The 20,025-nt window shown below is 67.6% G+C and carries 15 protein-coding genes; 12 read left to right on the top strand and 3 right to left on the bottom strand.

The annotated features are described in order from the left end of the window. Nucleotides 1-34 precede the first annotated feature (34 nt). The 4 genes from LH128_RS10860 to LH128_RS10845 all read left to right on the top strand — a co-directional run bounded on the left by LH128_RS10860 (nucleotide 35) and on the right by LH128_RS10845 (nucleotide 4,341). Nucleotides 35-1,588, top strand: coding sequence for a phospholipase D-like domain-containing protein (locus LH128_RS10860; protein ID WP_008829675.1), 1,554 nt, complete (start codon nucleotides 35-37; stop codon nucleotides 1,586-1,588). Further along, nucleotides 1,566-2,186, top strand: a complete 621-nt coding sequence (gene folE / locus LH128_RS10855) for a GTP cyclohydrolase I FolE (protein WP_008829674.1) — start codon at nucleotides 1,566-1,568, stop codon at nucleotides 2,184-2,186. Before LH128_RS10860 ends, folE begins: the two co-directional genes overlap by 23 nt. Nucleotides 2,187-2,203: 17 nt before the next feature. Beyond that, on the top strand, nucleotides 2,204-2,665 hold the full coding sequence (locus LH128_RS10850) for a GFA family protein (RefSeq protein WP_008829673.1): 462 nt from the start codon (nucleotides 2,204-2,206) through the stop codon (nucleotides 2,663-2,665). A 218-nt stretch (nucleotides 2,666-2,883) separates the two neighbouring features. Next, nucleotides 2,884-4,341, top strand: coding sequence for a hypothetical protein (locus LH128_RS10845; protein WP_008829672.1), 1,458 nt, complete (start codon nucleotides 2,884-2,886; stop codon nucleotides 4,339-4,341). On the opposite strand, the gene LH128_RS10840 is transcribed toward LH128_RS10845, so the two are convergent. After that, the gene (locus LH128_RS10840; RefSeq protein WP_008829671.1) at nucleotides 4,304-4,984 is read right to left on the bottom strand and encodes an SDR family NAD(P)-dependent oxidoreductase; all 681 of its coding nucleotides are present in this window, start codon (nucleotides 4,982-4,984) and stop codon (nucleotides 4,304-4,306) included. The genes LH128_RS10845 and LH128_RS10840 overlap by 38 nt on opposite strands. 148 nt (nucleotides 4,985-5,132) lie before the next feature. Continuing rightward, complete coding sequence (locus LH128_RS10835) at nucleotides 5,133-5,612, bottom strand: peroxiredoxin (protein WP_008829670.1); 480 nt, start codon at nucleotides 5,610-5,612, stop codon at nucleotides 5,133-5,135. 321 nt (nucleotides 5,613-5,933) lie between these two features. On the opposite strand from LH128_RS10835, the gene LH128_RS10830 reads away from it, so the two are divergent. Both LH128_RS10830 and ahcY read left to right on the top strand, forming a co-directional pair. After that, on the top strand, nucleotides 5,934-6,446 hold the full coding sequence (locus LH128_RS10830) for a hypothetical protein (protein ID WP_008829669.1): 513 nt from the start codon (nucleotides 5,934-5,936) through the stop codon (nucleotides 6,444-6,446). A gap of 254 nt (nucleotides 6,447-6,700) precedes the next feature. After that, a complete protein-coding gene (gene ahcY / locus LH128_RS10825; protein ID WP_008829668.1) occupies nucleotides 6,701-8,110 on the top strand; it encodes an adenosylhomocysteinase in 1,410 nt (469 codons plus the stop codon). Nucleotides 8,111-8,210: 100 nt separating this feature from the next. On the opposite strand, the gene LH128_RS10820 is transcribed toward ahcY, so the two are convergent. Next, nucleotides 8,211-8,525, bottom strand: coding sequence for a helix-turn-helix domain-containing protein (locus tag LH128_RS10820; protein ID WP_008829667.1), 315 nt, complete (start codon nucleotides 8,523-8,525; stop codon nucleotides 8,211-8,213). Between the two features lie 471 nt (nucleotides 8,526-8,996). Between LH128_RS10820 and LH128_RS10815 the strand changes: the two genes are divergently transcribed. The 6 genes from LH128_RS10815 to addA are packed head-to-tail and all read left to right on the top strand — an operon-like array spanning nucleotide 8,997 to nucleotide 19,961. Then, nucleotides 8,997-11,348: a PAS domain-containing sensor histidine kinase gene (locus LH128_RS10815; protein WP_036522691.1), complete on the top strand. Its 2,352-nt coding sequence runs from the start codon at nucleotides 8,997-8,999 to the stop codon at nucleotides 11,346-11,348. Continuing rightward, on the top strand, nucleotides 11,345-11,791 hold the full coding sequence (gene tsaE, locus LH128_RS10810) for a tRNA (adenosine(37)-N6)-threonylcarbamoyltransferase complex ATPase subunit type 1 TsaE (RefSeq protein WP_008829665.1): 447 nt from the start codon (nucleotides 11,345-11,347) through the stop codon (nucleotides 11,789-11,791). The genes LH128_RS10815 and tsaE overlap by 4 nt, the downstream gene beginning before the upstream one ends. Then, nucleotides 11,788-12,786 carry an aminoglycoside phosphotransferase family protein gene (locus tag LH128_RS10805; protein ID WP_008829664.1) on the top strand — a complete coding sequence of 333 codons (999 nt, stop codon included), beginning with the start codon at nucleotides 11,788-11,790 and terminating at the stop codon, nucleotides 12,784-12,786. Before tsaE ends, LH128_RS10805 begins: the two co-directional genes overlap by 4 nt. Next, nucleotides 12,783-13,502: a nucleotidyltransferase family protein gene (locus tag LH128_RS10800; RefSeq protein WP_008829663.1), complete on the top strand. Its 720-nt coding sequence runs from the start codon at nucleotides 12,783-12,785 to the stop codon at nucleotides 13,500-13,502. The genes LH128_RS10805 and LH128_RS10800 overlap by 4 nt, the downstream gene beginning before the upstream one ends. Continuing rightward, nucleotides 13,495-16,470, top strand: coding sequence for a PD-(D/E)XK nuclease family protein (locus tag LH128_RS10795; protein WP_008829662.1), 2,976 nt, complete (start codon nucleotides 13,495-13,497; stop codon nucleotides 16,468-16,470). Before LH128_RS10800 ends, LH128_RS10795 begins: the two co-directional genes overlap by 8 nt. Further along, on the top strand, nucleotides 16,467-19,961 hold the full coding sequence (gene addA, locus LH128_RS10790) for a double-strand break repair helicase AddA (RefSeq protein ID WP_008829661.1): 3,495 nt from the start codon (nucleotides 16,467-16,469) through the stop codon (nucleotides 19,959-19,961). Before LH128_RS10795 ends, addA begins: the two co-directional genes overlap by 4 nt. The last annotated feature ends 64 nt before the right edge of the window (nucleotides 19,962-20,025 follow it).

Raw genomic sequence — 20,025 nt, 5'->3', positions numbered from 1 at the left:
ACCGGCCGTGGTGGAAGCTCCGGCAGGATGGACGATGCAAGATCAGAACGACGAGGGTGTAGCGCCTTCGGTATGGCGCTATGCCAAGGCTTCGCGCGCGCACGTGGTCGTGGACGCGGCCGATTACTTCGAGGCCATTCGCGAGACGATGGAAGGCGCGCGGCAGCGCATCTTCATGATCGGGTGGGACTTCGATTCCCGCATCCTGCTGACCTCCGGGCGGCGCTGGTGGCAGCGTGGCCGCAAGCGCAAGTTTCCCGCGCGCCTCGGCTCGTTCATGCTCTGGGTGGTGAAGCGCAATCCGGAGCTTGAGATCAGGCTGCTCAAGTGGAACGTCGCCATGCTCAAGTACCTGTTCCGGGGTACGATGCTGTTCGACGTGGTGCGCTGGGCGAAGCATCCGCGCATCGACTTCAAGTTCGATTCCGCCCATCCGGTCGGCTGCAGCCATCACCAGAAGATCGTGGTGATCGATGACAAGGTTGCGGCCTGCGGCGGCATCGACATGACCTCCGACCGCTGGGACACGCCCGACCACCTGCCGCAAGACCCGCGCCGCAAGCGGCCGACCGGGCGGCTCTACGGTCCCTGGCACGACGTCACGATGATGCTGGAGGGCGACGTCGCCGTGACGCTCGGCGAACTGGGGCGCGAGCGCTGGAAGGTCGCCGGCGGCGAAGACCTCGCGCCCTGTCGCCCGCGCGAGGGGACGCCGTGGCCGGAGGGGCTGACCGCCGAGTTCGAGAACGTCGAGATCGGCATCGCCCGCACCCGCGCGGAGTATAACGACTGCCCGCAGGTCGCCGAGATCGAGAAGCTCTTCGTCGAGCAGATCGCCCGCGTGAAGCGCTTCATGTATGCCGAAACGCAGTACTTCGCTTCGCGCGCGATCGCCGAAGCCATCTGCAAGCGGCTGACGGAGGACAATCCGCCCGAGTTCTTTATCGTCAACCCGGTGACCGCCGATGGCTGGCTGGAGCAGCAGGCGATGGACACTGCCCGCGTCGAACTGGTCGAGACGCTGCAGGCGGCCGACGCGCATGGTCGTTTCCGCATCTTCACCCCCTCCAACGCCGAGGGCGAGCCGATTTACGTCCACGCCAAGCTGACGATCATCGACGACGAGGTGCTGCGGGTCGGCTCGGCGAACATGAACAACCGTTCGATGGGCCTCGACAGCGAGTGCGACGTCTTCATCGACCTTGCCCGGCCCGCCAATGCCCACGTCGATCCCGCGACGATCACCGAATTGCGCCTGCGCCTGCTGGCCGAGCACTGCGGTATCGCGGAAGGCGAAGTGGCGGCCGGGATCGAGCGGCATGGCTCGATGGCGGCGATGGTGGACGCGCTCAATCGCGACGGACCCAAGGCCGGAAAGAAATATCTCGAACCCTTGCCCTTGAAGAACTTGTCGGAAGCTGAAAGAGCACTCGGCCAAAGCGGGGTGCTCGATCCGGAACGCCCCGGCGAAATGTTCGAGCCCATCGCGCGACGCGGGTTGTTCCGGGGCAAGGGACACCTGATGCGTGTGCGCCTGATGAAGAAATTGAGAAGGAGCAAGTCGGATGAGCAGCCTGGTCGGTCCTGATGAGGACAGCCCGCGCCATGACCCCTTGCGCAAGCCGGATGTGCCCGACAACGTTCAGGACGCAATCCGCACGCTGATCCAGTGGGCCGGCGACGATCCGACGCGCGAAGGGCTGGTCGACACCCCCAAGCGTGTTGCGCGCGCCTGGCTGGAATACTGCCAGGGCTATCAGGAGGATCCGGCGGTCCACCTGTCGCGCATCTTCGAGGAAGTGGGCGGCTACGACGAGGTCGTGCTGCTGAAGGACATTCCCTTCCAGTCGCACTGCGAGCACCACATGGCGCCGATCATCGGCAAGGCCGCGATCGCCTACCTGCCGCGCAACCACGTTGTCGGCATCTCCAAGCTGGCGCGCGTGCTGCACGGCTTCGCGCGCCGCCTGCAGATCCAGGAGCGCCTAACCGCCGAAGTCGCGCAGTGCATCTGGGAACACCTGAAGCCGCAGGGCGTCGCGGTCGTGATCGAGGCGAACCACGCCTGCATGACCGCGCGCGGCGTGCGCACGCCGGGCGTCGGCATGATCACCAGCCGCATGATGGGCACTTTCCTGGAGGACGAACGTTCCCGCAAGGAAGTGCTCAGCCTGATGGGCTACTGAATACGCGGAGAGGCGTCATGGGTCATGCGCAGGTACTCGAGGGCGGTTGTCGCTGCTCGCGCCTGCGCTTTCGCCTGACGGCGCCTCCGCTGATCGAGGGCCTGTGCCATTGCACCGGCTGCCAGCGAATGACCGCCAGCGCCTTCTCCACCACGATCTCGGTTCCGGTGAAGGGCTTCGAGGTCGTCACCGGCGAGACCGAGATCGGCGGCATCCACGGCGACGAGGCGCATCACCATCACTGCGTCTGGTGCAAGTCCTGGGTCTTCACCCGCGTCGATCCGTCGATGGGATTCGTCAACGCGCGCGCCACGCTGCTCGACGATCGTTCGGTGTTCATGCCCTACATCGAGATGCAGGTGGCGGAGAAGCTACGCTGGGTGGAGACGAAGGTGGAGCGTCGCTACGACCGCTTTCCGGAGCTGGAGGAGTATCCGCAGCTGATCGCCGACTATGCGGCTTGGCGGGCGGTGCGGTAATTCCGTGGCCCACCACGTTTCGTCATTGCGAGCGTAGCGAAGCAATCCAGGGCAGTGTTACGCCGCCCTGGATTGCTTCGCTACGCTCGCAATGACGAGAGCAGGGGATGGCGGCGCGGGAGAGACTTCCTTCCGCGAAAGATTGCGCTTGAACGCCGCCGCGCCTGCGGCCAGAGCCGCTGCCATCCGGTGAGGGCAGGCCGGAGGCGGACGGGCAGATGATCGAGCAGAATAACGGGGCATTTCAGGCAAGACCGGCGCGCGTGCGCCTGCTGCTGGCGCTCGTCCCCGCGGTGACGTTGCTGGTCCTGCTGCTGCGGCCGGTGTGGGACGTCGATATCTTCTGGCAGCTCAAGCTGGGCGAACTGATCGTCGATCGCGGCGGTCCGGTGCCGACCGAGCCTTTCGCCGCGCTCCATGCCGGAGAGCCGCTGCCCGCCGTCGCATGGGCCGGGCAGGCGGTAATGGCCACGGTGCGGCGGATCGGCGGCTGGGACCTGCTGCGCGTGTTCGACGCGCTGTGCTGGCTCGGCGGCTTCTGGGCCGTCGCCGCCGCGTGCCGCTGGAAGGGCGCGGGGCTGCAGGCGGTCACGGTCGCGCTGGCGCTGGTCTTCGTCGCGGCGCTGCCGACCGCGAGCGTGCGCCCGCAGAGCTTCGCCTGCCTGTGTTTCGGGCTGCTGCTCGCGTTGCAGCGGCTGGACTTGCGGCCGCTGCCGATGGTGGCGCTGGGTCTGCCGGTGCTGATTGCGTGGCAGAACCTGCACCCCTCGGTGAGTGTCGCGGTGGCGGCGCTGAACCTTGCCGCCGGGGCCGGATGGTATCGCTGGACGACCGGCCGCGCCGCCGCTCGCCCATGGGGGCTGAGCGCCCTCGGCGTGCTTTCGGTGGCGGCGATGTTCGCCACGCCCGACGGCGCCTCGATACTCGCGACCTCGGCCGCCAACGCGCAGGCGAGCGTAGCCATCGGCGCGAGCGAGTGGTTCCCGATCTGGACACCCGCCAACTACGCCAATGCCCTGCCGGTGCTGGTGGTGACCGTGCTGACGCTCTGGCTGATCGTGCGTCGGTGCGGGTGCGTCGATCTGGCGGAAATCGCCGTCGTCATCGGCCTTTCGGTGATGACGCTGACGGCCTATCGCTTCGTGCTGTTCTGGGCGGTGGCGATGGTGCCGGTGATCGCCCGCGCTGCCGGAAAGGAGGGCGCGAAACCCACCCGTTCGGAATGGCTGACGGTGCTGGCTCCGCTCGCGCTCGTCGCTGTGGTCACCCCGCTGCTCGCCCCGACCCGCTTCGCGCCGACTCTGCCGCTGAAAGCGGTGGAGCACTTGCGCAAATTCGGGGTGCGCGGGACGGTCTACGGCGATTTCCCGTTCGGCGGCGTCATCATCGACACCGGCTACCCGGACTGGAAGGTCGCTTACGACGGCCGCTACTACCGCTACGCGCGCGAGGAGTGGCAGTACAACGGCGGGATCGAGAACGGTATCGTCCCGCTCGTCGACGTCGTGCGCAAGTGGAACCCGGCCGCCTTCGTGCTCGACGAGGACCACAATGCGCCGCTCGCCGAGGCACTCGCCCGCAGCCGCGCATGGCAGCGCATCTATGCGGGTGAGGGCATCGTCGTCTACGTGCCGCGCATCATCCGCCGCGCGTCACCGGGATCAGCGCCCCGCTGATCGCCCGCGCCTGTGCCGAGGCGAGGAACACGATCACATCCGCGATGGCCGAGGGCTGCACCCATGTCGCAAAGTCCGAGTCCGGCATGTCGGCGCGGTTGGTCGGGGTGTCGATGGTGCTCGGCAGGATCGCGTTGACGGTGACGGCGGTGCCGGAAAGCTCCTCGGACAGCGCCTCGGTCAGCCGGTGGACGCCCGACTTCGACGCTGTGTAGGCACCCATGCCGGCCGCCGCCTTCCCCGCCGCGCCCGCACCGATGTTGACGATCCGGCCCGCAGCCGAAGCCTTTAGTGCGGGCAGGGCGAGCTTGGTGATCGTTGCGCCGGTGAGCACGTTCATCGCCTGCATCTTCACCCAGGCATCGATCGAGCCGTCCTCCAGCGTCTCCCAGGTGAAGCCGCCGGCGACGTTGACCAGCACGTCCACCCCGCCATGCGCCGCCGCGACCGTGTCGAGCGCGGCCTGGGTGGAGGCCGCATCGGTCAGGTCGACCCCGCCGATGTCGAGCGCGCCGTCCAGCGGCTCATGCGCGGTCTTCGCGAAGTCCACGCGGGCGACCTTGTCTCCCGCCGCAGCGAAGGCCTGCGCCACTGCCTGCCCCAGAACCCCGAAACCACCGGTGACGATAACCGAGCGCGCCATGATCTAACCCCTGAGATGAATTGTTCGCACAAGTGCTACCCGCGCACCCCGTCAAGGCCAAGGTGCGAGGCCATTCCACCGCCCCGCCGATACGAAAAGGGCGCCCCTCCGCATGGAAGGGCGCCCTTTTGCCGAATATGCCTCAGGCTCAGAGCTGGCCGAGCATGTGCTCTGCCGAGCTGACCTCGAACGAGCCGGGCGCCTCGACGTTGAGCTGCTCGACCACGCCGTCGTTGACGACCATCGAGTAGCGCTGGCTGCGCGTGCCCATGCCGAAGCCCGAACCGTCCATGGTCAGGTCCACGGCCTTGGCGAAGTCGGCATTGCCGTCGGCCAGCAGGGTCACGTCCGATGCCTCGGCGGCCTTGCCCCAGGCGCCCATCACGAAGGCGTCGTTGACCGAAGTGCAGACGATCTCGTCGATGCCCTTGGCCTTGAACTCGTCGATCTTTTCGACGAAGCCGGGCAGGTGCTTGGCCGAGCAAGTCGGGGTGAACGCGCCGGGGACCGCGAAGAACGCGACCTTCTTGCCCGCGAAGTATTCGGAGGACTGCACCGGCTCGGGGCCGCTTTCACCGACCTTGATGAGCTTTACGTCGGGCAGCGTGTCGCCAACGGAGATGGCCATGGCATTCGTCCTTTCATGACAGCAAAAACGGCTTTGCCGCGCAGATATAGGCCGCGTGCCCGGATGGGCAACGCCGCGCCTGCGGGAATTTCGATTCGCACCGTGAGCCGGGCGCCGAGCAAGGCGTGTCGCGGCGGCGTCCGGGGATACGTTCACTCATGCTCTCAAAAGGCGTCCGATGTGGTCATTCGTGATCGTTCAAACGGCCATTTTGCGGGGATTTTCATCGTGAAAATGCGTTAACCGTGGTTCTTCAGATCGCGGTATGCAATCGATGACATTCCCGTCCGGTCAGGCGATGTGCCTGCGGGGAACAGGGCAATGATCAGGATCGGAATCAAGCGGCCGTGGCTGGCCGTGACACTCGCGTGCGGGCTCGGTGCGGCAACACCGGCACTCGCGCAATCGGCAGTACCGGAGGCACCTCATACCGTCGTCGCACCGCCGACGGCTCGCCCGAGCGAGGCGCAGAAGCTGCGCCGCATGGACATCATGCTGATGGTGACCGGCCTGCGATGCCGCACCACGGCGGACGACTTCATGGAGGACTACGGCAAGTTCACCAGCAGCCACATGTCCGAACTCAACGAGGCGAATGCCCAGTTGCGCGCCGAACTCGGCGATGCCGCCGACGCCTCGGGCGGGCCGCTCGACCGCATGAGCGTGGTCATGGCCAACGAGTACGGCGGCGGCCATCCCTGGCTGTCGTGCCACCAGTTGCGCTCGATCACGCAGGGGCTGGCCACGGTGCAGGGCCGCGCAACTTTGGTGGAAGTCGCGGGGCAGCTCTTGGAGCGCCAGCCGCCTATCCTCATGGCGTTGGCCATGCGCTGACATCAAATCAAACCACACTTCGTCATTGCGAGCGTAGCGAAGCAATCCACGGATGGCCCACGGCGCTGGATTGCTTCGCTACGCTCGCAATGACGATCCGAGACAAAGGTATCGTGCGGCAGACATAACATATAAAGCTATCTTTATATTTGCCTCGCTGATGCGGAGCGGGTAGGGACGCGGCAGTACCGGCGCCGCTCGCGGGGGGTTTTCCGCGCGCGGCGCCGGCGTGACGCAATCTTCAGGAGTCCCACGTGGCCACCACCCCCGACTACGCCATCACCGACATCGGCCTCGCCGACTTCGGCCGCACCGAAATCGCCATCGCCGAGACCGAAATGCCGGGCCTGATGGCGCTGCGCGAGGAATTCGGCGCGTCGCAGCCGCTTAAGGGCGCGCGCATCACCGGTTCGCTGCACATGACGATCCAGACCGCCGTGCTGATCGAGACTCTGGTGGCTCTCGGTGCGGAAGTGCGCTGGGCCACCTGCAACATCTTCTCGACGCAGGACCACGCCGCCGCCGCCATCGCCGCCGCCGGTATCCCGGTCTACGCGATCAAGGGTGAATCGCTGGCCGATTACTGGGACTATGTCGGCAAGATCTTCGACTGGTCGAGCGAGGGCAATCCCGACCTCACCGCCAACCTGATCCTCGACGACGGCGGCGACGCCACGATGTTCGCCCTGTGGGGCGCGCGCGTCGAAGCGGGCGAGACGCTGTTCGAGCCGAGCAATGCCGAGGAAATCGAGTTCGTCCGCGCGCTGAACGCCTTCCTCAAGGCCAAGCCGGGCTACCTGACCGCTTCGGTCAAGGCGATCCAGGGCGTTTCGGAAGAGACCACCACCGGCGTTCACCGCCTCTACCACCTCGCCAAGGACGGCAAGCTGCCGTTCCCGGCGATCAACGTGAACGACAGCGTCACCAAGTCGAAGTTCGACAACCTCTACGGTTGCCGTGAATCGCTGGTCGACGCGATCCGCCGCGCCACCGACGTGATGCTGGCCGGCAAGGTCGCCTGCGTCGCCGGCTTCGGCGACGTCGGCAAGGGCTCGGCCGCTTCGCTGCGCAACGGCGGCGCGCGCGTCCTCGTCACCGAGATCGACCCGATCTGCGCGCTGCAGGCGGCGATGGAGGGCTACGAGGTCGTCACCATGGAGGACGCGGTTTCGCGCGCCGACATCTTCGTGACCGCCACCGGCAACGAAGCCGTCATCACCGGCGAGCACATGGCCGCGATGAAGGACAAGGCGATCGTCTCGAACATCGGCCACTTCGACAGCGAGATCCAGATCTCGGCGCTCGACAACTACGAGTGGAAGGAAGTGAAGCCGGGCACCGACCTCGTGACCTTCCCGGACGGTAAGCAGATCATCGTGCTCGCCAAGGGCCGCCTGGTGAACCTGGGCTGCGCCACCGGCCACCCCAGCTTCGTGATGTCGGCCAGCTTCACCAACCAGACGCTGGCGCAGATCGAACTGTTCACCAAGAACGACGCCTACAAGAACGACGTCTACGTGCTGCCCAAGCACCTCGACGAGAAGGTCGCCGCGCTGCACCTCGAAAAGCTGGGCGTGAAGCTCACCAAGCTTTCGAAGAAGCAGGCCGACTACATCGGCGTGCCGGAAGCGGGTCCGTTCAAGCCGGACCACTACCGCTACTGATCACGGTTTGATGTCGATGCAGAAGGGGCGCCTCTTTAAAGGAGGCGCCCTTTTTGCGTTCCGCAGTCATTCGAGGTGCAAAAGCCTAAATAATGGCTGATCAATTCTTACATATGAATACGGTGAACGGTCCGATGTCATCAAGGCGGACGAGTGACATCGCGCGGGGTAAACAATCTCCCGGCAAACGTTCGGATTGGTCCACCTGGAGGTGCGCCAACGCGAAATCGCGCGCGGCCTCCTGCCGATTGTTCTTTCCCATACGCACAATGGCTTCTCGCAGGTGATTATCCACCGTCGATGGCGAAAGATCGAGTTGCCGGGCGATCTCCTTTGAGGTCATCCCCTGATTTACCAGGGCCAGGCACTGGCTTTGCCGGCGTGTCAGGCCGTTGTAGCCGCGGTTGTTCGTCATTACCCATGGGGTTCCCTTATGATTTTGGGAACATTGGAAATTTTTATCCGTGAGACACAGTGAAGATTTATTAACTGTTCCATCAAAATGAAAATTCTCTTTTGATGATATAGTCTTATTTCGATTGCCTAGTTATTTTGCCTATTCATTTGGGCAGCCGCAGGCTTCGACGCCGTACCATGCTTTCTCCATATTGTGCGTGGCGATCGGCGGATTGGCCATAGCTCCGGAGGGGTAAGGAAAGGCGGGGGCGTCTTCCTGACCTGCTATCCGTGGGAATCCACTTTCCCACCCGCCCTAACCTGTCGCCGATAATTTTCGTGAATGTCACGCATGATGGACGGGAGGGGCTTATGACGGTGTCGTAAACAAGAGGGCGTGAACGTCGATCCGTCGGCCAACCCGCGTATCTACCGCTTTCGCGCCATCCCCCATTGTCAGGGCCATCCGCGCGCATCATAGCCTGTGGCGATGGAATTCTCGCGTTTCCTGCCTCTCCTGATCGGCCTGCTGCTCGGCGCCTGGACGATTGCCGCAGCCTGGGCGGTGCTGTCCGCGCGTTCGCGCCAAAACCGCGCCGAGGCGCAGTTGCGCTCCGCCCGCCGCCTCGGCCGCATGGTCGAGGAATCGCCCGCGCTCCCGTTGCTGGTGCGCACGGACGGCCGGATCGAGGCTTCTCCGCGCCTCGCGCAGTGGCTGGGGCTGGACGAAGTGCCGCAGTTCCTCTCCGAACTGGATGGAAATGATCGCGGCCTGCCCGCCGAGAAACTCGCCGAACTGACCGAGGCCGTTCGCCGCTGCCAGAAGACCGCCGCGCCGTTCCGCATGGCGGTGACGCCGCATGGCTCCAGCCGCAGCCTTGCGCTGCGCGGGCACCTCGCCGACCCGCAAGTCTCGCCCGGCGGCGCCGCACTGGTCTGGGTCTTCGACTTTTCCGACAGCGAGACCGAACTCGTCCGCCTGCGTGACGAAGCCGCCCGCGCGCGCGGTGACTTCCACGCGCTCGTCTCGCTGATCGAGGCCGCACCGATGCCGATGTGGTTCCGTCGCCCGGACGGCGAACTGCAACTGGTCAACCACGCCTACGTCGCCGCCGTGGGCGCGAAGAACGCCGACGACGTGGTCGTCAAGGGCATCGAACTGATCGAATCTGTCGATGGCCTCGCCCCGGGACAAGTCGCCCGGAAGGCGGCGGAAAAGGGCATCCCGATCGAGCGTATCGTCTCGACCACCATCGACGGCCAGCGCCGCGCCCTGCGCGTCAGCGACCTGCCGCTGGGAGACGACGGCGTCGCGGGCTATGCCGTGGATATCGAGGACCTGGAGGAGATGTCCCGCTCCTTCCGCGCCTTCCGCGAGGCGCAGCGGGCCTTGCTCGACCAGCTTTCCGCAGGCGTGGCGCAGTTCGACGCCAAGCGGCGGCTCGCTTTCGCCAACCAGCCGTTCCAGCGCCTATTCAAGCTCGACGGCCGTATTCTCGTCGACCCGCCCGCCTTCGAGCGCCTGCTCGATGCCGCGCGCGATGCGGGCCGCGTGCCCGAGGCGCGCGACTTCCCGGCATGGCGGCGCGAGAAGGCGGGCTGGTTTTCGGCAGGCTCGACGCAGGAGGAAAGCTGGACGCTGGCGGACGGCACGCACTTGCGCATCGTCGCCCAGCCGGTCCCTGATGGCGGGCTGCTGCTGATCGTCGAGGATCGCACCGAACAGCTGCGCCTTTCCGCCGTGCGCGACACCCTGCTGCGCACCCGCACCGCCACGTTCGACAGCCTGTTCGAATCGGTCGCGGTCTTCGCGCCCGATGGCCGGATGCAGATCTGGAACCGCCGATTCGCTGCCGACTGGGGGCTGGAGAGCGAATTCCTCGACACGCACCCGCATGTGGAGGCGCTGCTCAAGAAGATCGCCTCGCGCCTCAAGCGCCCGGTCGAGGCGGAAACCGTAGGTAACGTCGTGCGCGCCGCGACGCTCGACCGCGCGCAGACGGGCGGGCGCATCGGCCTCGCCGACGGGCGCGTGCTGGAATATGCGGGCGTGCCGCTGCCGGACGGCAATGGCCTGCTCGCGGTGCTCGACATCACCGATTCGATGAAGGCAGAACAGGCGCTGCGCGAAAGCAATGCCGCGCTGATCGAGGCGGATGCGATCAAGACCCGCTTCCTTGCCAACATGAGCAAGGAACTGCGCACGCCGCTGACCTCGATCGGCGGTTTCGCCGAAATGCTGGACCTTGGCATCGGCGGCGACCTCAACGATTCCGGGCGCGACTATGTCGGCTCGATCATCGAGGCGTCGCAGCAACTGGGCGATCACATCGACAGCCTGCTCGACCTGTCGCAGAGCGAGGCGGGGCTGCTCCCGCTCAAGTTCGAGGAAATCGACCCGATGCCTTTCGTGCGCGCGGTGGTGGAGGAACGGGCAGGGCGGCTGCAGAAGGCGGGCCTCACGCTCGACCTGCAGGCCAAGGGCCTGCTGCGTCCGCTGGTGGCCGACCGGCGAAGGCTGGCGCGGGCGCTGGGGCACATCGTCGACAACGCCATCGCCGCCTCGACGCGCGGCGGGCGCATTCTCGTGCAGCTTTCGCGCCGGAAAGCCGGAGAGGGGGATGCGATCCAGATCCTCGTGCAGGACAAGGGAGCCGGAATGGACAGTCGTACGCTCGCGCGCGCGCTCGACGGGATGAAGGTCAGCGCCGACGGCAAGGTGGAGAGCCGCGACGGCCTCGGCCTGCCACTCGCCCGCCAGTTGGTGGAGGCGCACGGCGGCAGCCTGCGGCTCGAATCGGAGCCGGGCAAGGGCACCAGCGCGCTGATCGAACTGCCATGAGACTCGCGCTGCCAGACCTCGCGGCGATGGACGCATGGGGCCGCAAGCTCGCCGATGCGCTGCTCCCCGGCGACGTGATCGCGCTAACCGGCGGGCTCGGCGCGGGCAAGACGACGCTGGCGCGCGCGATCATCGCCGGATTGGGCCACGAGGGCGAAGTGCCGTCACCCAGCTTCGCGATCATCGAGCCTTACGATCCGCCTGCCGTACGCCTGCCGCTGGTCCACGCCGACTTCTACCGCCTGAACCATCCCGACGAAGCGCAGGAGATCGGCCTCGACGATTACCGCGAGGGCGCGGTGCTCATCGCCGAGTGGCCCGATCACGCGGGCGGCTTCACACATGAGTCGGGCTGCCTCTCGATCACGCTGGAAGTTGTCGAGGACGGTCGGATCGCCATTGTCGAAGGCGGGGCGGATTGGCTAGGGCGTATACCTGTATGACGCTCGAACACGCGAACTTTCCCGAGGGCCTTGATGCCTTTCTCGCCGCCGCCGGTTGGGGAGGCGCGGCTGTCGAGCCGCTGCCGGGCGATGCCTCGTTCCGCCGCTATTTCCGTATCCGCAGTGTCGATGGCGCCACTGCGATGCTGATGGATGCGCCGCCGCCGCAGGAGGACATCGGCCCGTTCCTGCGCGCCGCGCACTGGCTCGACGACAATGGCATGCGCCCGCCGCGCATCCTCGCGGAGAAGCCCGACAAGGGCCTCATCCTGATGGAGGACTTCGGCGAGGCGCGCATGCGCGATTATCTCGACCAGTGGCCAGCGGACGAGGCGGCGGTCTACTCCGCCGCGATCGACGCGCTGGCGAAGCTGCACCAGCTGCCCGCCGGGCCGTTCCTCGATTACTCGCTGGCGGAATATATCCGCGAGGTGAAGCTGTTCATCGACTGGTACTGCACCGCGCAGAGCCTCTACGTCGATGCCGCAGGCTTCGTGAGCGCGTGGGAGCAGGCGCTCTCGCCGCTGCTGCCGCGCCAGCGCCCGGGCGTCACGGTGCTGCGCGACTATCATGCCGAGAACATCATGCTGCTCGGCAGCCTCGAGAAGCAGGGCTTGCTCGACTTCCAGGACGCGCTGGTCGGTCATCCGGCCTACGACCTCGTCTCGCTGCTGCAGGATGCCCGGCGCGAAGTCGCGCCCGAGCTGGAGGCGCAGATGTTCGATCGCTACGTGCAGAAAACGGGTACGGACGTCGATGCCTTCCTCGCCGATTACGCGCGGCTCGGCGCGCAGCGGAACGCCAAGATCGTCGGCATCTTCGTGCGGCTGTGGCGCCGTGACGGCAAGCCGCGCTACCTCGACCTGATCCCGCGCGTCTGGGCGGCGATGGAGCGCGACCTTGCCCATCCCGCGATGGCGCCGGTCGCGGCATGGTTCGACGCCAACATCCCCGCCGCCTTGCGCGAGGCGAACGGCGGGGAGTTCGCCCGATGAAGCCTCTCGCCAGCGACACCGCGATGGTGCTCGCCGCAGGGCTGGGCAAGCGCATGCGCCCGCTCACCGCCACCCAACCCAAGCCGCTGGTGCGCGTAGCGGGCAAGTCGCTGATCGACCATGCGCTCGACAAGCTCGGCAACGCGGGCGTGACGAAGGCGGTGGTCAACGCGCACTACATGGCCGACGCGCTGGAAGGCCATCTCAAGGTCCGCAAGACCGCGCCTGCCGTCACCCTGTCTGACGAGCGCGAACTGCTGCTGGAAACCGGCGGCGGCATGGTCAGGGCGGCCGATCTGCTGCCCGATCCGTTCTTCTGCCTGAACAGCGACAACATCTGGCTCGACGGCCCGCAGGACGTCTTCGCCGAACTCTCGCTGGCCTGGGATGCGGAGCGGATGGACGCGCTGCTGCTGATGGTGCCGCACACCCGCGCGCTCAATTATCGCGGCGAGGGCGACTTCCACCTCGATCCCGAAGGTCGCGTCTCGCGCCGCCGTCAGGGGCGGGTGGCGCCGTTCATCTACACCGGCATCCAGCTCGTGTCGAAGCGCCTGCTGCGCGATGCGCCGGAGGGCGCGTTCTCCACCAACATCCTGTGGAGCCGCGCGATCGAGGAAGGTCGCCTCTACGGCATCTCGCACCAGGGCCTGTGGTTCGAAGTGGGCGAGCCCGCCGCAATCAGGCCGACCGAGGAATGGCTGACCCGTGCCTGACCGGACGGGTCCGAAAGTCTACTCCATTGCTGCGCATCGTGGTTTCGCCGACGCTCTCGTCGCCGGGCTCATCCCGCGCTATGCCAAGGACGAGATCGCACTTGCGCGGCTGACGCTGCTGCTGCCGAGCCGTCGCACGATCCGCACGATGACCGAGGCGTTCGTGCGCCATTCGGGGAGCGGCATGTTGCTGCCGCGCATGGTCGCGGTAGGCGATCTCGATCTCGACGAAGCGCTCGGCCCGCTGCTCGATCCGCTGGGCGCGGCGGACATCCCGCCCGCCGCCGACCCGACGCGCCGCTGGCTGCGCCTTGCGCATCATTTGCGTGAGGTGGAGGGCGATGCTGCGGGAACCGGGGCGGCATTGCTGCGCCGCGCCTTCGAGATCGGCCGCACCATGGACCGCCTGCTGGCCGAGGAGATCGCGCCGATCGACCTCATGTCAGAGCGCGTCATCGGCATCGTCGGCGATCTTGCCGGGCACTGGAGCGACAATACCCGCAGCTTCCTGATGGTGCAGCAGCACTGGATCGCCGAGTTGGCCGCGCGCGGGGAGATCGACGCACCGGACCGTCGCAATCGCCTGTTCGACCATGCCGCCGCGCGCTGGCGGGAAGAGCCTCCGCCATATCCAGTCATCGCCGCCGGTGTCACCGGCGCCTCGCCCGCGCTGGCGCGATTGCTGCGCGTGGTCAGCGAGATGCCGCAGGGCCTCGTCGTCCTGCCCGATCTCGATTTGTCGCTCGCCGACGAGGTGTGGGAGGAACTGGGCGTCGCCGGCGCTCCGGCCGAGGTCGGTGAGCCGCCTTTCGCGCGCGGCGATGCGGTGACCCATCCGCAATACCATCTCAAGCTGCTGCTGAACCGGATGGGCATTGCGCGCGGTGAAGTGCAGCCGTGGCACCGCTCCGGCCTTGCCGCCGCGCCGCCCGAGCGCAGCCGCGCGATCTCCAACCTGTTCCTGCCGCCGCGCGCTTCCGCCGCATGGGTCGATCTGCCGCCCGAGCAGCGCCGCCTGAGCGGTGTGCGTCTGATGGAATGCACGCATCCCGGCGAGGAGGCGCAGGCGATCGCCGTGCTCATCCGCGAGGCGCTGGAGACACCCGAGCGCCGCGTCGCGCTGGTCTCGCCCGACCGGGGGCTGGCGGCGCGAGTCGTCAGCCATCTGGAGCGCTGGGGGATCGAGGCGGATGACACCGCCGGTCGCCCGCTGCCGCAGACCGCCGCTGGCCGCCTGCTGCTGCTTCTGGCCGAAGTCGTCGCCGAGCAGGCCGCGCCGGTGCCGCTGATCGCGCTGCTCGTCCATCCGCTGACTGGAGCCGGGCCGGGCCGCCCGCGCTGGTTGGAGAATGCCCGCAAGCTGGACCTCGAATTGCGAGGGCCGCGCCCCGGGGCCGGGCTCGCTCCGCTGGCGGCCAGGGCAGAAGGCGCGAAGCTGGGTGAATGGTGGGCCGGGATCGAGGCGATCCTGACGCCGCTGTTCGCGCTCGGCGAGACGGAGCCGCTGGACCGTCTGCTGGGCCTCATCGCCGACGCCGCCGAGGCCCTTTGCGGCGAGGCGCTGTGGGGCGGTGCGGACGGCCGCGCGCTCAGCGCCTTCGTGGAGGAACTGCGCGGCGCAGCGGGCGCGGCAGGCACGCTGCTGGACCCGCGCGAGATCAATGCGGTGCTGCGCGATGCGATGGACCGCGTCTCGGTGCGTCCGCCCTGGGGCGGGCATCCGCGCGTCTCGGTCTACGGCCTGCTCGAAGCGCGCATGAGCCGTGCCGATCTGGTCATCTGCGGCGGTCTGGTCGAGGGCGTCTGGCCGGGGACTGCGGCGCAGGATGCGCTGCTGCCGCCCGCCGTGCTGCGTGCTCTGGGCGTGCCCGGCGCGGACTTTCGCATCGGCCTTTCCGCGCACGACCTTGCCGCCGCGCTCGGCGCGCCCGAAGTGGTGCTGAGCTGGGCGCAGCGGGACGAGGGCGGTCCGGTGATCCCATCACGCTTCGTGCTGCGCGTGCGCGCGATGCTGGGCGACCAGCTGGAACGCCACATCGAGGGCGAGGCCGTGCGCCTCGCCCGCCTGCTCGACGATGCGGCGCCGGTCGCGGCGCATCCGCGCCCGCAGCCGATGCCCTCGGCCGAGCAGCGCAAGGTGGACGTCTCGGTCACCGGGCTCGACCGGCTGCGTGGCGATCCGTACCAGTTCTACGCCAGCGCGATCCTCGGCCTGCACAGCCTTGACGGTCTGGATGCCGAGCCGAGCGCGGCGTGGAAGGGCGAGGTTGCGCACCTCATCATGGAGCGCTGGCACAAGGCAGGTGAGCCTGCTGGCGGCCTCCATGCCATCGCGCAAGGCGTGCTGACCGAGCAGAACGCCCACCCGCTGATGCGCGTGCTGTGGTGGCCGCGCCTCTCCGCTGCGCTGGAGACGTTCGAGACGATGATCCTCGATGCCAAGGCGACGGGCCGCGAGGTCGTTGCGGTCGAGAAATGGGGCGACATGCGCCATCGCGACGTGCGCATCCACGGCCGCGCCGACCGCATCGACCGGCGCGAAGACGGCAGCCTTGCCGTGGTCGATTACAAGACCGGCCAGCCGCCGACGGGCAGCCGCGTGCAGGAGGGCTTTGCGCTGCAGTTGGGCCTGATCGCGCTGATCGCGAGGGACGGCGGCTTCGAGGGTGTCGAGGGCGTGGCGGATTCGTTCGAATACTGGTCGATGGCCAAGGGCAAGGACGGCACGATGGGCTACATGTTCGAGCCGGTGCTGGAAGGCCGCAAGAAATCCGGCATCCCGCGCGAGGACTTCCTGCCCGAGACGCTGCGCTACCTGAACGACGCGCTCGACCGCTGGATTCTCGGCGAGGAAGCCTTCACCGCGCGGCTGAACCCGGAACTGGGCAGCTATGCCGACTACGACCAGCTCATGCGGCTCGACGAATGGATCACCTCGCTTGGCAACAGGCCGGAGGGCGCAGCATGAGCGGCCCGGCTACCGTCCATCCGCTCCACGGCAATCAAATGCTGGCGGTTGATCCGCAGGAGACGGTGTGGCTGTCCGCCTCCGCCGGGACGGGCAAGACGCAGGTGCTGTCCTCGCGCGTGCTGCGGCTTTTGCTGCAGCCGGACGTCGATCCCTCGCAGATCCTGTGCCTGACGTTCACCAAGGCCGGTGCGACCGAAATGGCCGCGCGCATCAATGGTACGCTGGCCGAATGGGTGCGGCTCGGCGAGTTCGATCTGCGCGCGCGCCTTGCCGCGATCGGGGCGCTGGCGAGCGACGAGAACCTCGCGCGGGCCCGCACGCTGTTCGCCTCGGTGCTCGACAGTCCGGGCGGCGGGCTGCGGATCGACACGATCCATGCCTTCTCGCAATGGCTGCTGGCGACGTTCCCGCTGGAGGCCGATCTTATTCCCGGCAGCCGCCCGATGGAGGACCGCGAGCGCGACCTGCTGGCGCGGCAGGTACTGGCCGACCTGCTGGTCGATGCGGAGGGTGGAAATCCCGCCTTGCTGCAGGCGGTCGAACAGCTTTCGCTGCGCCATGGCCCCGATGCGGTGATGGCGTTCCTGCTGCGCTGCGCTTCGGCGCGCGAGGCGTGGTTCGGACCCGGCAGCTGGCAAACGGGCGACATGCGCGGCAACGTGCTGCGGCTGCTGGGCCTGCCATTCGATGCGGATCAAGCCTCGCTGGCGGCGCGGTGCGAGGATGCGGCGTTCGACGTGCGATCGCTGCGGCACTGCATGGCGGTGAACGCCGAGTGGGGCACCAAGACCGGGCTCGGCGCGGTCGATGCGATCAGCGAATGGCTGCTCGGCAACGGGGCGCAGCGGCTGGACAGCCTTGATGGGCTTGCCAAGGAGTTCCTGACTCAGAAGAACGAGCCCAAGGCCAGCAAATCGCAGGATAAGCTTGACCCGGGCTATGCGGATTCCGCTGCACGGGTGATTGAGTGCATCCTTGAGATCAGAGCGATGCGTGCGCTACTGGCGCTGGCGGACCGGCTGGTCCCGGCGCTGCTGCTCGGCCGTGCCTTTGCGATGGCGTGGGATGCGGCCAAGCAGCGCGAGGGGCTGATCGACTTCGACGACCAGATCCGCCGCGCCGCCGATCTGCTGGCCAACCAAGCGCAGGCGGACTGGATCCGCTACAAGCTCGATCGCCGGTTCGACCATATCCTCGTCGACGAGGCGCAGGATACCAACGCGGCGCAGTGGGACATCATCTTCGCCATGGCGGGGGAGTTCTGGGCTGGATTGGGCCAGCACGAAGACCTCATGCGCACCCTGTTCGTGGTTGGGGACTACAAGCAGGCGATCTTCCGCTTCCAGGGCACCAGCCCGGAGAACTTCCGCCGCGCCGCCGACCGCGTGCGGCGTGAGATGGGGCAGGCGGCGCAGAACGCCGAGATGCTGCGCGACAGCTTCGCGCCGCCCGAGTTCCGGGAGTACGGCCTCGACCGCTCGTTCCGCACGGCGCAGACGGTGCTCGACTTCGTGGACCGGGCCATCGCCGGGATCGGCCACGCAAACTTCGGGCTCGACCGTCCCGCCGATCCGCACCAGGGGCAGGAGCGCCCGGGCTACGTGGCGCTCTGGCATCCGGTCAGCGATGCGGCCGATGCCGAGGACGACGAACTGCCGGACGAGGAAGGCGCGACGCCGGACTGGCTCTCGCGCCCCGATCGCCAGATGGCGGAGCGTATCGCGCTGCAGGTGCGTGACTGGCTGGACGTGCAAGGACCTGGCTTCACTCTGGTCAAGGGCAACCCGCGCCGTGCGCAGGCGGGCGATATCATGGTGCTGGTGCGCCAGAGGAAGGAACTGGCCGGGCTGATCGTCGCGCGGCTCCATGCAGCCGGTGTGCCGGTGGCGGGCGTCGATCGCCTGCGCCTCGGCGCGCCGCTGGCGGTGAAGGATCTCGTCGCGGCGCTGCGCTTCGCGGTGCAGCCGCTGGACGACCTCAACCTTGCGGCGCTGCTGGTCTCGCCGCTGGTCGGGTGGAGCCAGGAGCAGCTTCTGGCCCATGGCTACCGCGACAGGCACACGCGGCTGTGGGAGCACTTGCGCCGCTCTCGCGAGCCTGAGGTTGCGGCGGTCATGGACCAGTTGGGCGAGGTGCTGAAGCGCGCCGACTATGCGCCGCCGCAGGACTTGTTGCAGTGGTTGTTGGTCGGCTCATGGCAGGGGCGGCGGCGTCTGGTGGCGCGGCTGGGTTCCGAGGCGAACGATCCGATCGACGAACTGGTCAATGCCGCCAAGGCTTATGCCGTCACCGATACGCCGAGCCTTGCGGGCTTCCTCGCGTGGTTCGACGCAGGCGACGGGGAGCTGAAGCGCGAGGCGGACAATGCGGCGGGCCTCGTGCGGGTGATGACGGTGCATGGCTCGAAGGGCCTGCAGGCGCCGATCGTCATCCTCGCCGACGCGACAAGCAATCCGGACAACGCCCGCGAACGCGGCATCGACTTGCCCGATCCCGCGAACGAGACGCGCGCGATCCCGCTGCCGCCGCTTTCCAAGGACGAGAAGCAGGGCCGCATCGCCGCGCGGCTGGACGAGGGCAAGCGTGCGGACGAGCAGGAGCACTGGCGCCTGCTCTACGTAGCGATGACGCGGGCGGAGGAGGCCCTGTTCGTCGGCGGGGCTCTCACCAGCCGCGACAAGGGGGAGCCTAGTCCGAAGAGCTGGTACGCGAGGTTGCGGGCGCTTTTTCCGGCCGAGGCAGAAGTCGGCGATCCGATATGGGGTGCACGCTGCGAGCATGGTCAGCCCGCCGCTCCGGTTCCGGTCAAGGCTGGAAAGCAAGGTGGTGGACCGATGCTCGACCTGCGTGAGCCGCTGCCACGCTGGCTGGAGCGCGGGCCGCCCGCCGAACCGCGTCCGCCGCGCCCGCTCGCACCATCTTCGCTGGGTGAGGAGGACGCGCCCGATCCGCCGTTCCCGCCCGGTGCCGGCCGCGATGCAGCGCGGCGCGGTACGCTGGTCCACAAGTTGCTCGAACGCCTGCCGGACGTGGCTGCAGCGGTGCGTGAGGATGCCGGGCGAGGGTGGCTGGCCCGCCACGCCGTCGATCTTGCACCGGCGGACCGTGAAGCCCTGCTGGCCAGCGCCCTCACGGTGCTCGGCAATCCGGAGTGGGCGGACCTGTTCGGGCCTGACAGCCTTGCCGAAGTGCCGGTCGCGGCAGTGGTCGGCGGGCAGGTGGTTGCGGGCACCATCGACCGGCTGGTGATCGAACCGACCCGCGTGCGGCTCGTCGATTACAAGAGCGCGCGGCGGCCGCCCGATAGCTTGCAGGCGGTGCCGCGCGGCGTGCTGCGCCAGATGGGCGCTTATGCCGCCGCGCTGGAAGCGACCTTCCCGGGGCGGACGGTGGAAGTCGCGCTGCTTTACACGGCCGTCCCGCGCCTGATCGCGGTGCCTGCCGACGTGCTGGCGGCCCACAAGCCGGACTTGGCGCCGCGCGAGTAAAGCTTTCACCGCTCCGGCGTTGCGTCGCCGGGTTTCATCCCTAAGTTGTCGCCCAATTCCAAAG

Origin of the sequence: Sphingomonas sp. LH128 (genome assembly GCF_000293195.2) — a bacterium.
Classification (GTDB): domain Bacteria; phylum Pseudomonadota; class Alphaproteobacteria; order Sphingomonadales; family Sphingomonadaceae; genus Novosphingobium; species Novosphingobium resinovorum_A.
This window is presented reverse-complemented; position numbering and strand designations above follow the sequence as displayed.

What these genes read in the sequence shown, in the direction of transcription:
- LH128_RS10860 (WP_008829675.1), top strand. Translation starts at nt 35, where the DNA reads ATGCAAGATCAGAACGACGAGGGTGTAGCGCCTTCGGTATGGCGCTAT.
- folE (WP_008829674.1), top strand. Translation starts at nt 1,566, where the DNA reads ATGAGCAGCCTGGTCGGTCCTGATGAGGACAGCCCGCGCCATGACCCC.
- LH128_RS10850 (WP_008829673.1), top strand. Translation starts at nt 2,204, where the DNA reads ATGGGTCATGCGCAGGTACTCGAGGGCGGTTGTCGCTGCTCGCGCCTG.
- LH128_RS10845 (WP_008829672.1), top strand. Translation starts at nt 2,884, where the DNA reads ATGATCGAGCAGAATAACGGGGCATTTCAGGCAAGACCGGCGCGCGTG.
- LH128_RS10840 (WP_008829671.1), bottom strand. Translation starts at nt 4,984, where the DNA reads ATGGCGCGCTCGGTTATCGTCACCGGTGGTTTCGGGGTTCTGGGGCAG.
- LH128_RS10835 (WP_008829670.1), bottom strand. Translation starts at nt 5,612, where the DNA reads ATGGCCATCTCCGTTGGCGACACGCTGCCCGACGTAAAGCTCATCAAG.
- LH128_RS10830 (WP_008829669.1), top strand. Translation starts at nt 5,934, where the DNA reads ATGATCAGGATCGGAATCAAGCGGCCGTGGCTGGCCGTGACACTCGCG.
- LH128_RS10820 (WP_008829667.1), bottom strand. Translation starts at nt 8,525, where the DNA reads ATGACGAACAACCGCGGCTACAACGGCCTGACACGCCGGCAAAGCCAG.
- LH128_RS10815 (WP_036522691.1), top strand. Translation starts at nt 8,997, where the DNA reads ATGGAATTCTCGCGTTTCCTGCCTCTCCTGATCGGCCTGCTGCTCGGC.
- tsaE (WP_008829665.1), top strand. Translation starts at nt 11,345, where the DNA reads ATGAGACTCGCGCTGCCAGACCTCGCGGCGATGGACGCATGGGGCCGC.
- LH128_RS10805 (WP_008829664.1), top strand. Translation starts at nt 11,788, where the DNA reads ATGACGCTCGAACACGCGAACTTTCCCGAGGGCCTTGATGCCTTTCTC.
- LH128_RS10800 (WP_008829663.1), top strand. Translation starts at nt 12,783, where the DNA reads ATGAAGCCTCTCGCCAGCGACACCGCGATGGTGCTCGCCGCAGGGCTG.
- addA (WP_008829661.1), top strand. Translation starts at nt 16,467, where the DNA reads ATGAGCGGCCCGGCTACCGTCCATCCGCTCCACGGCAATCAAATGCTG.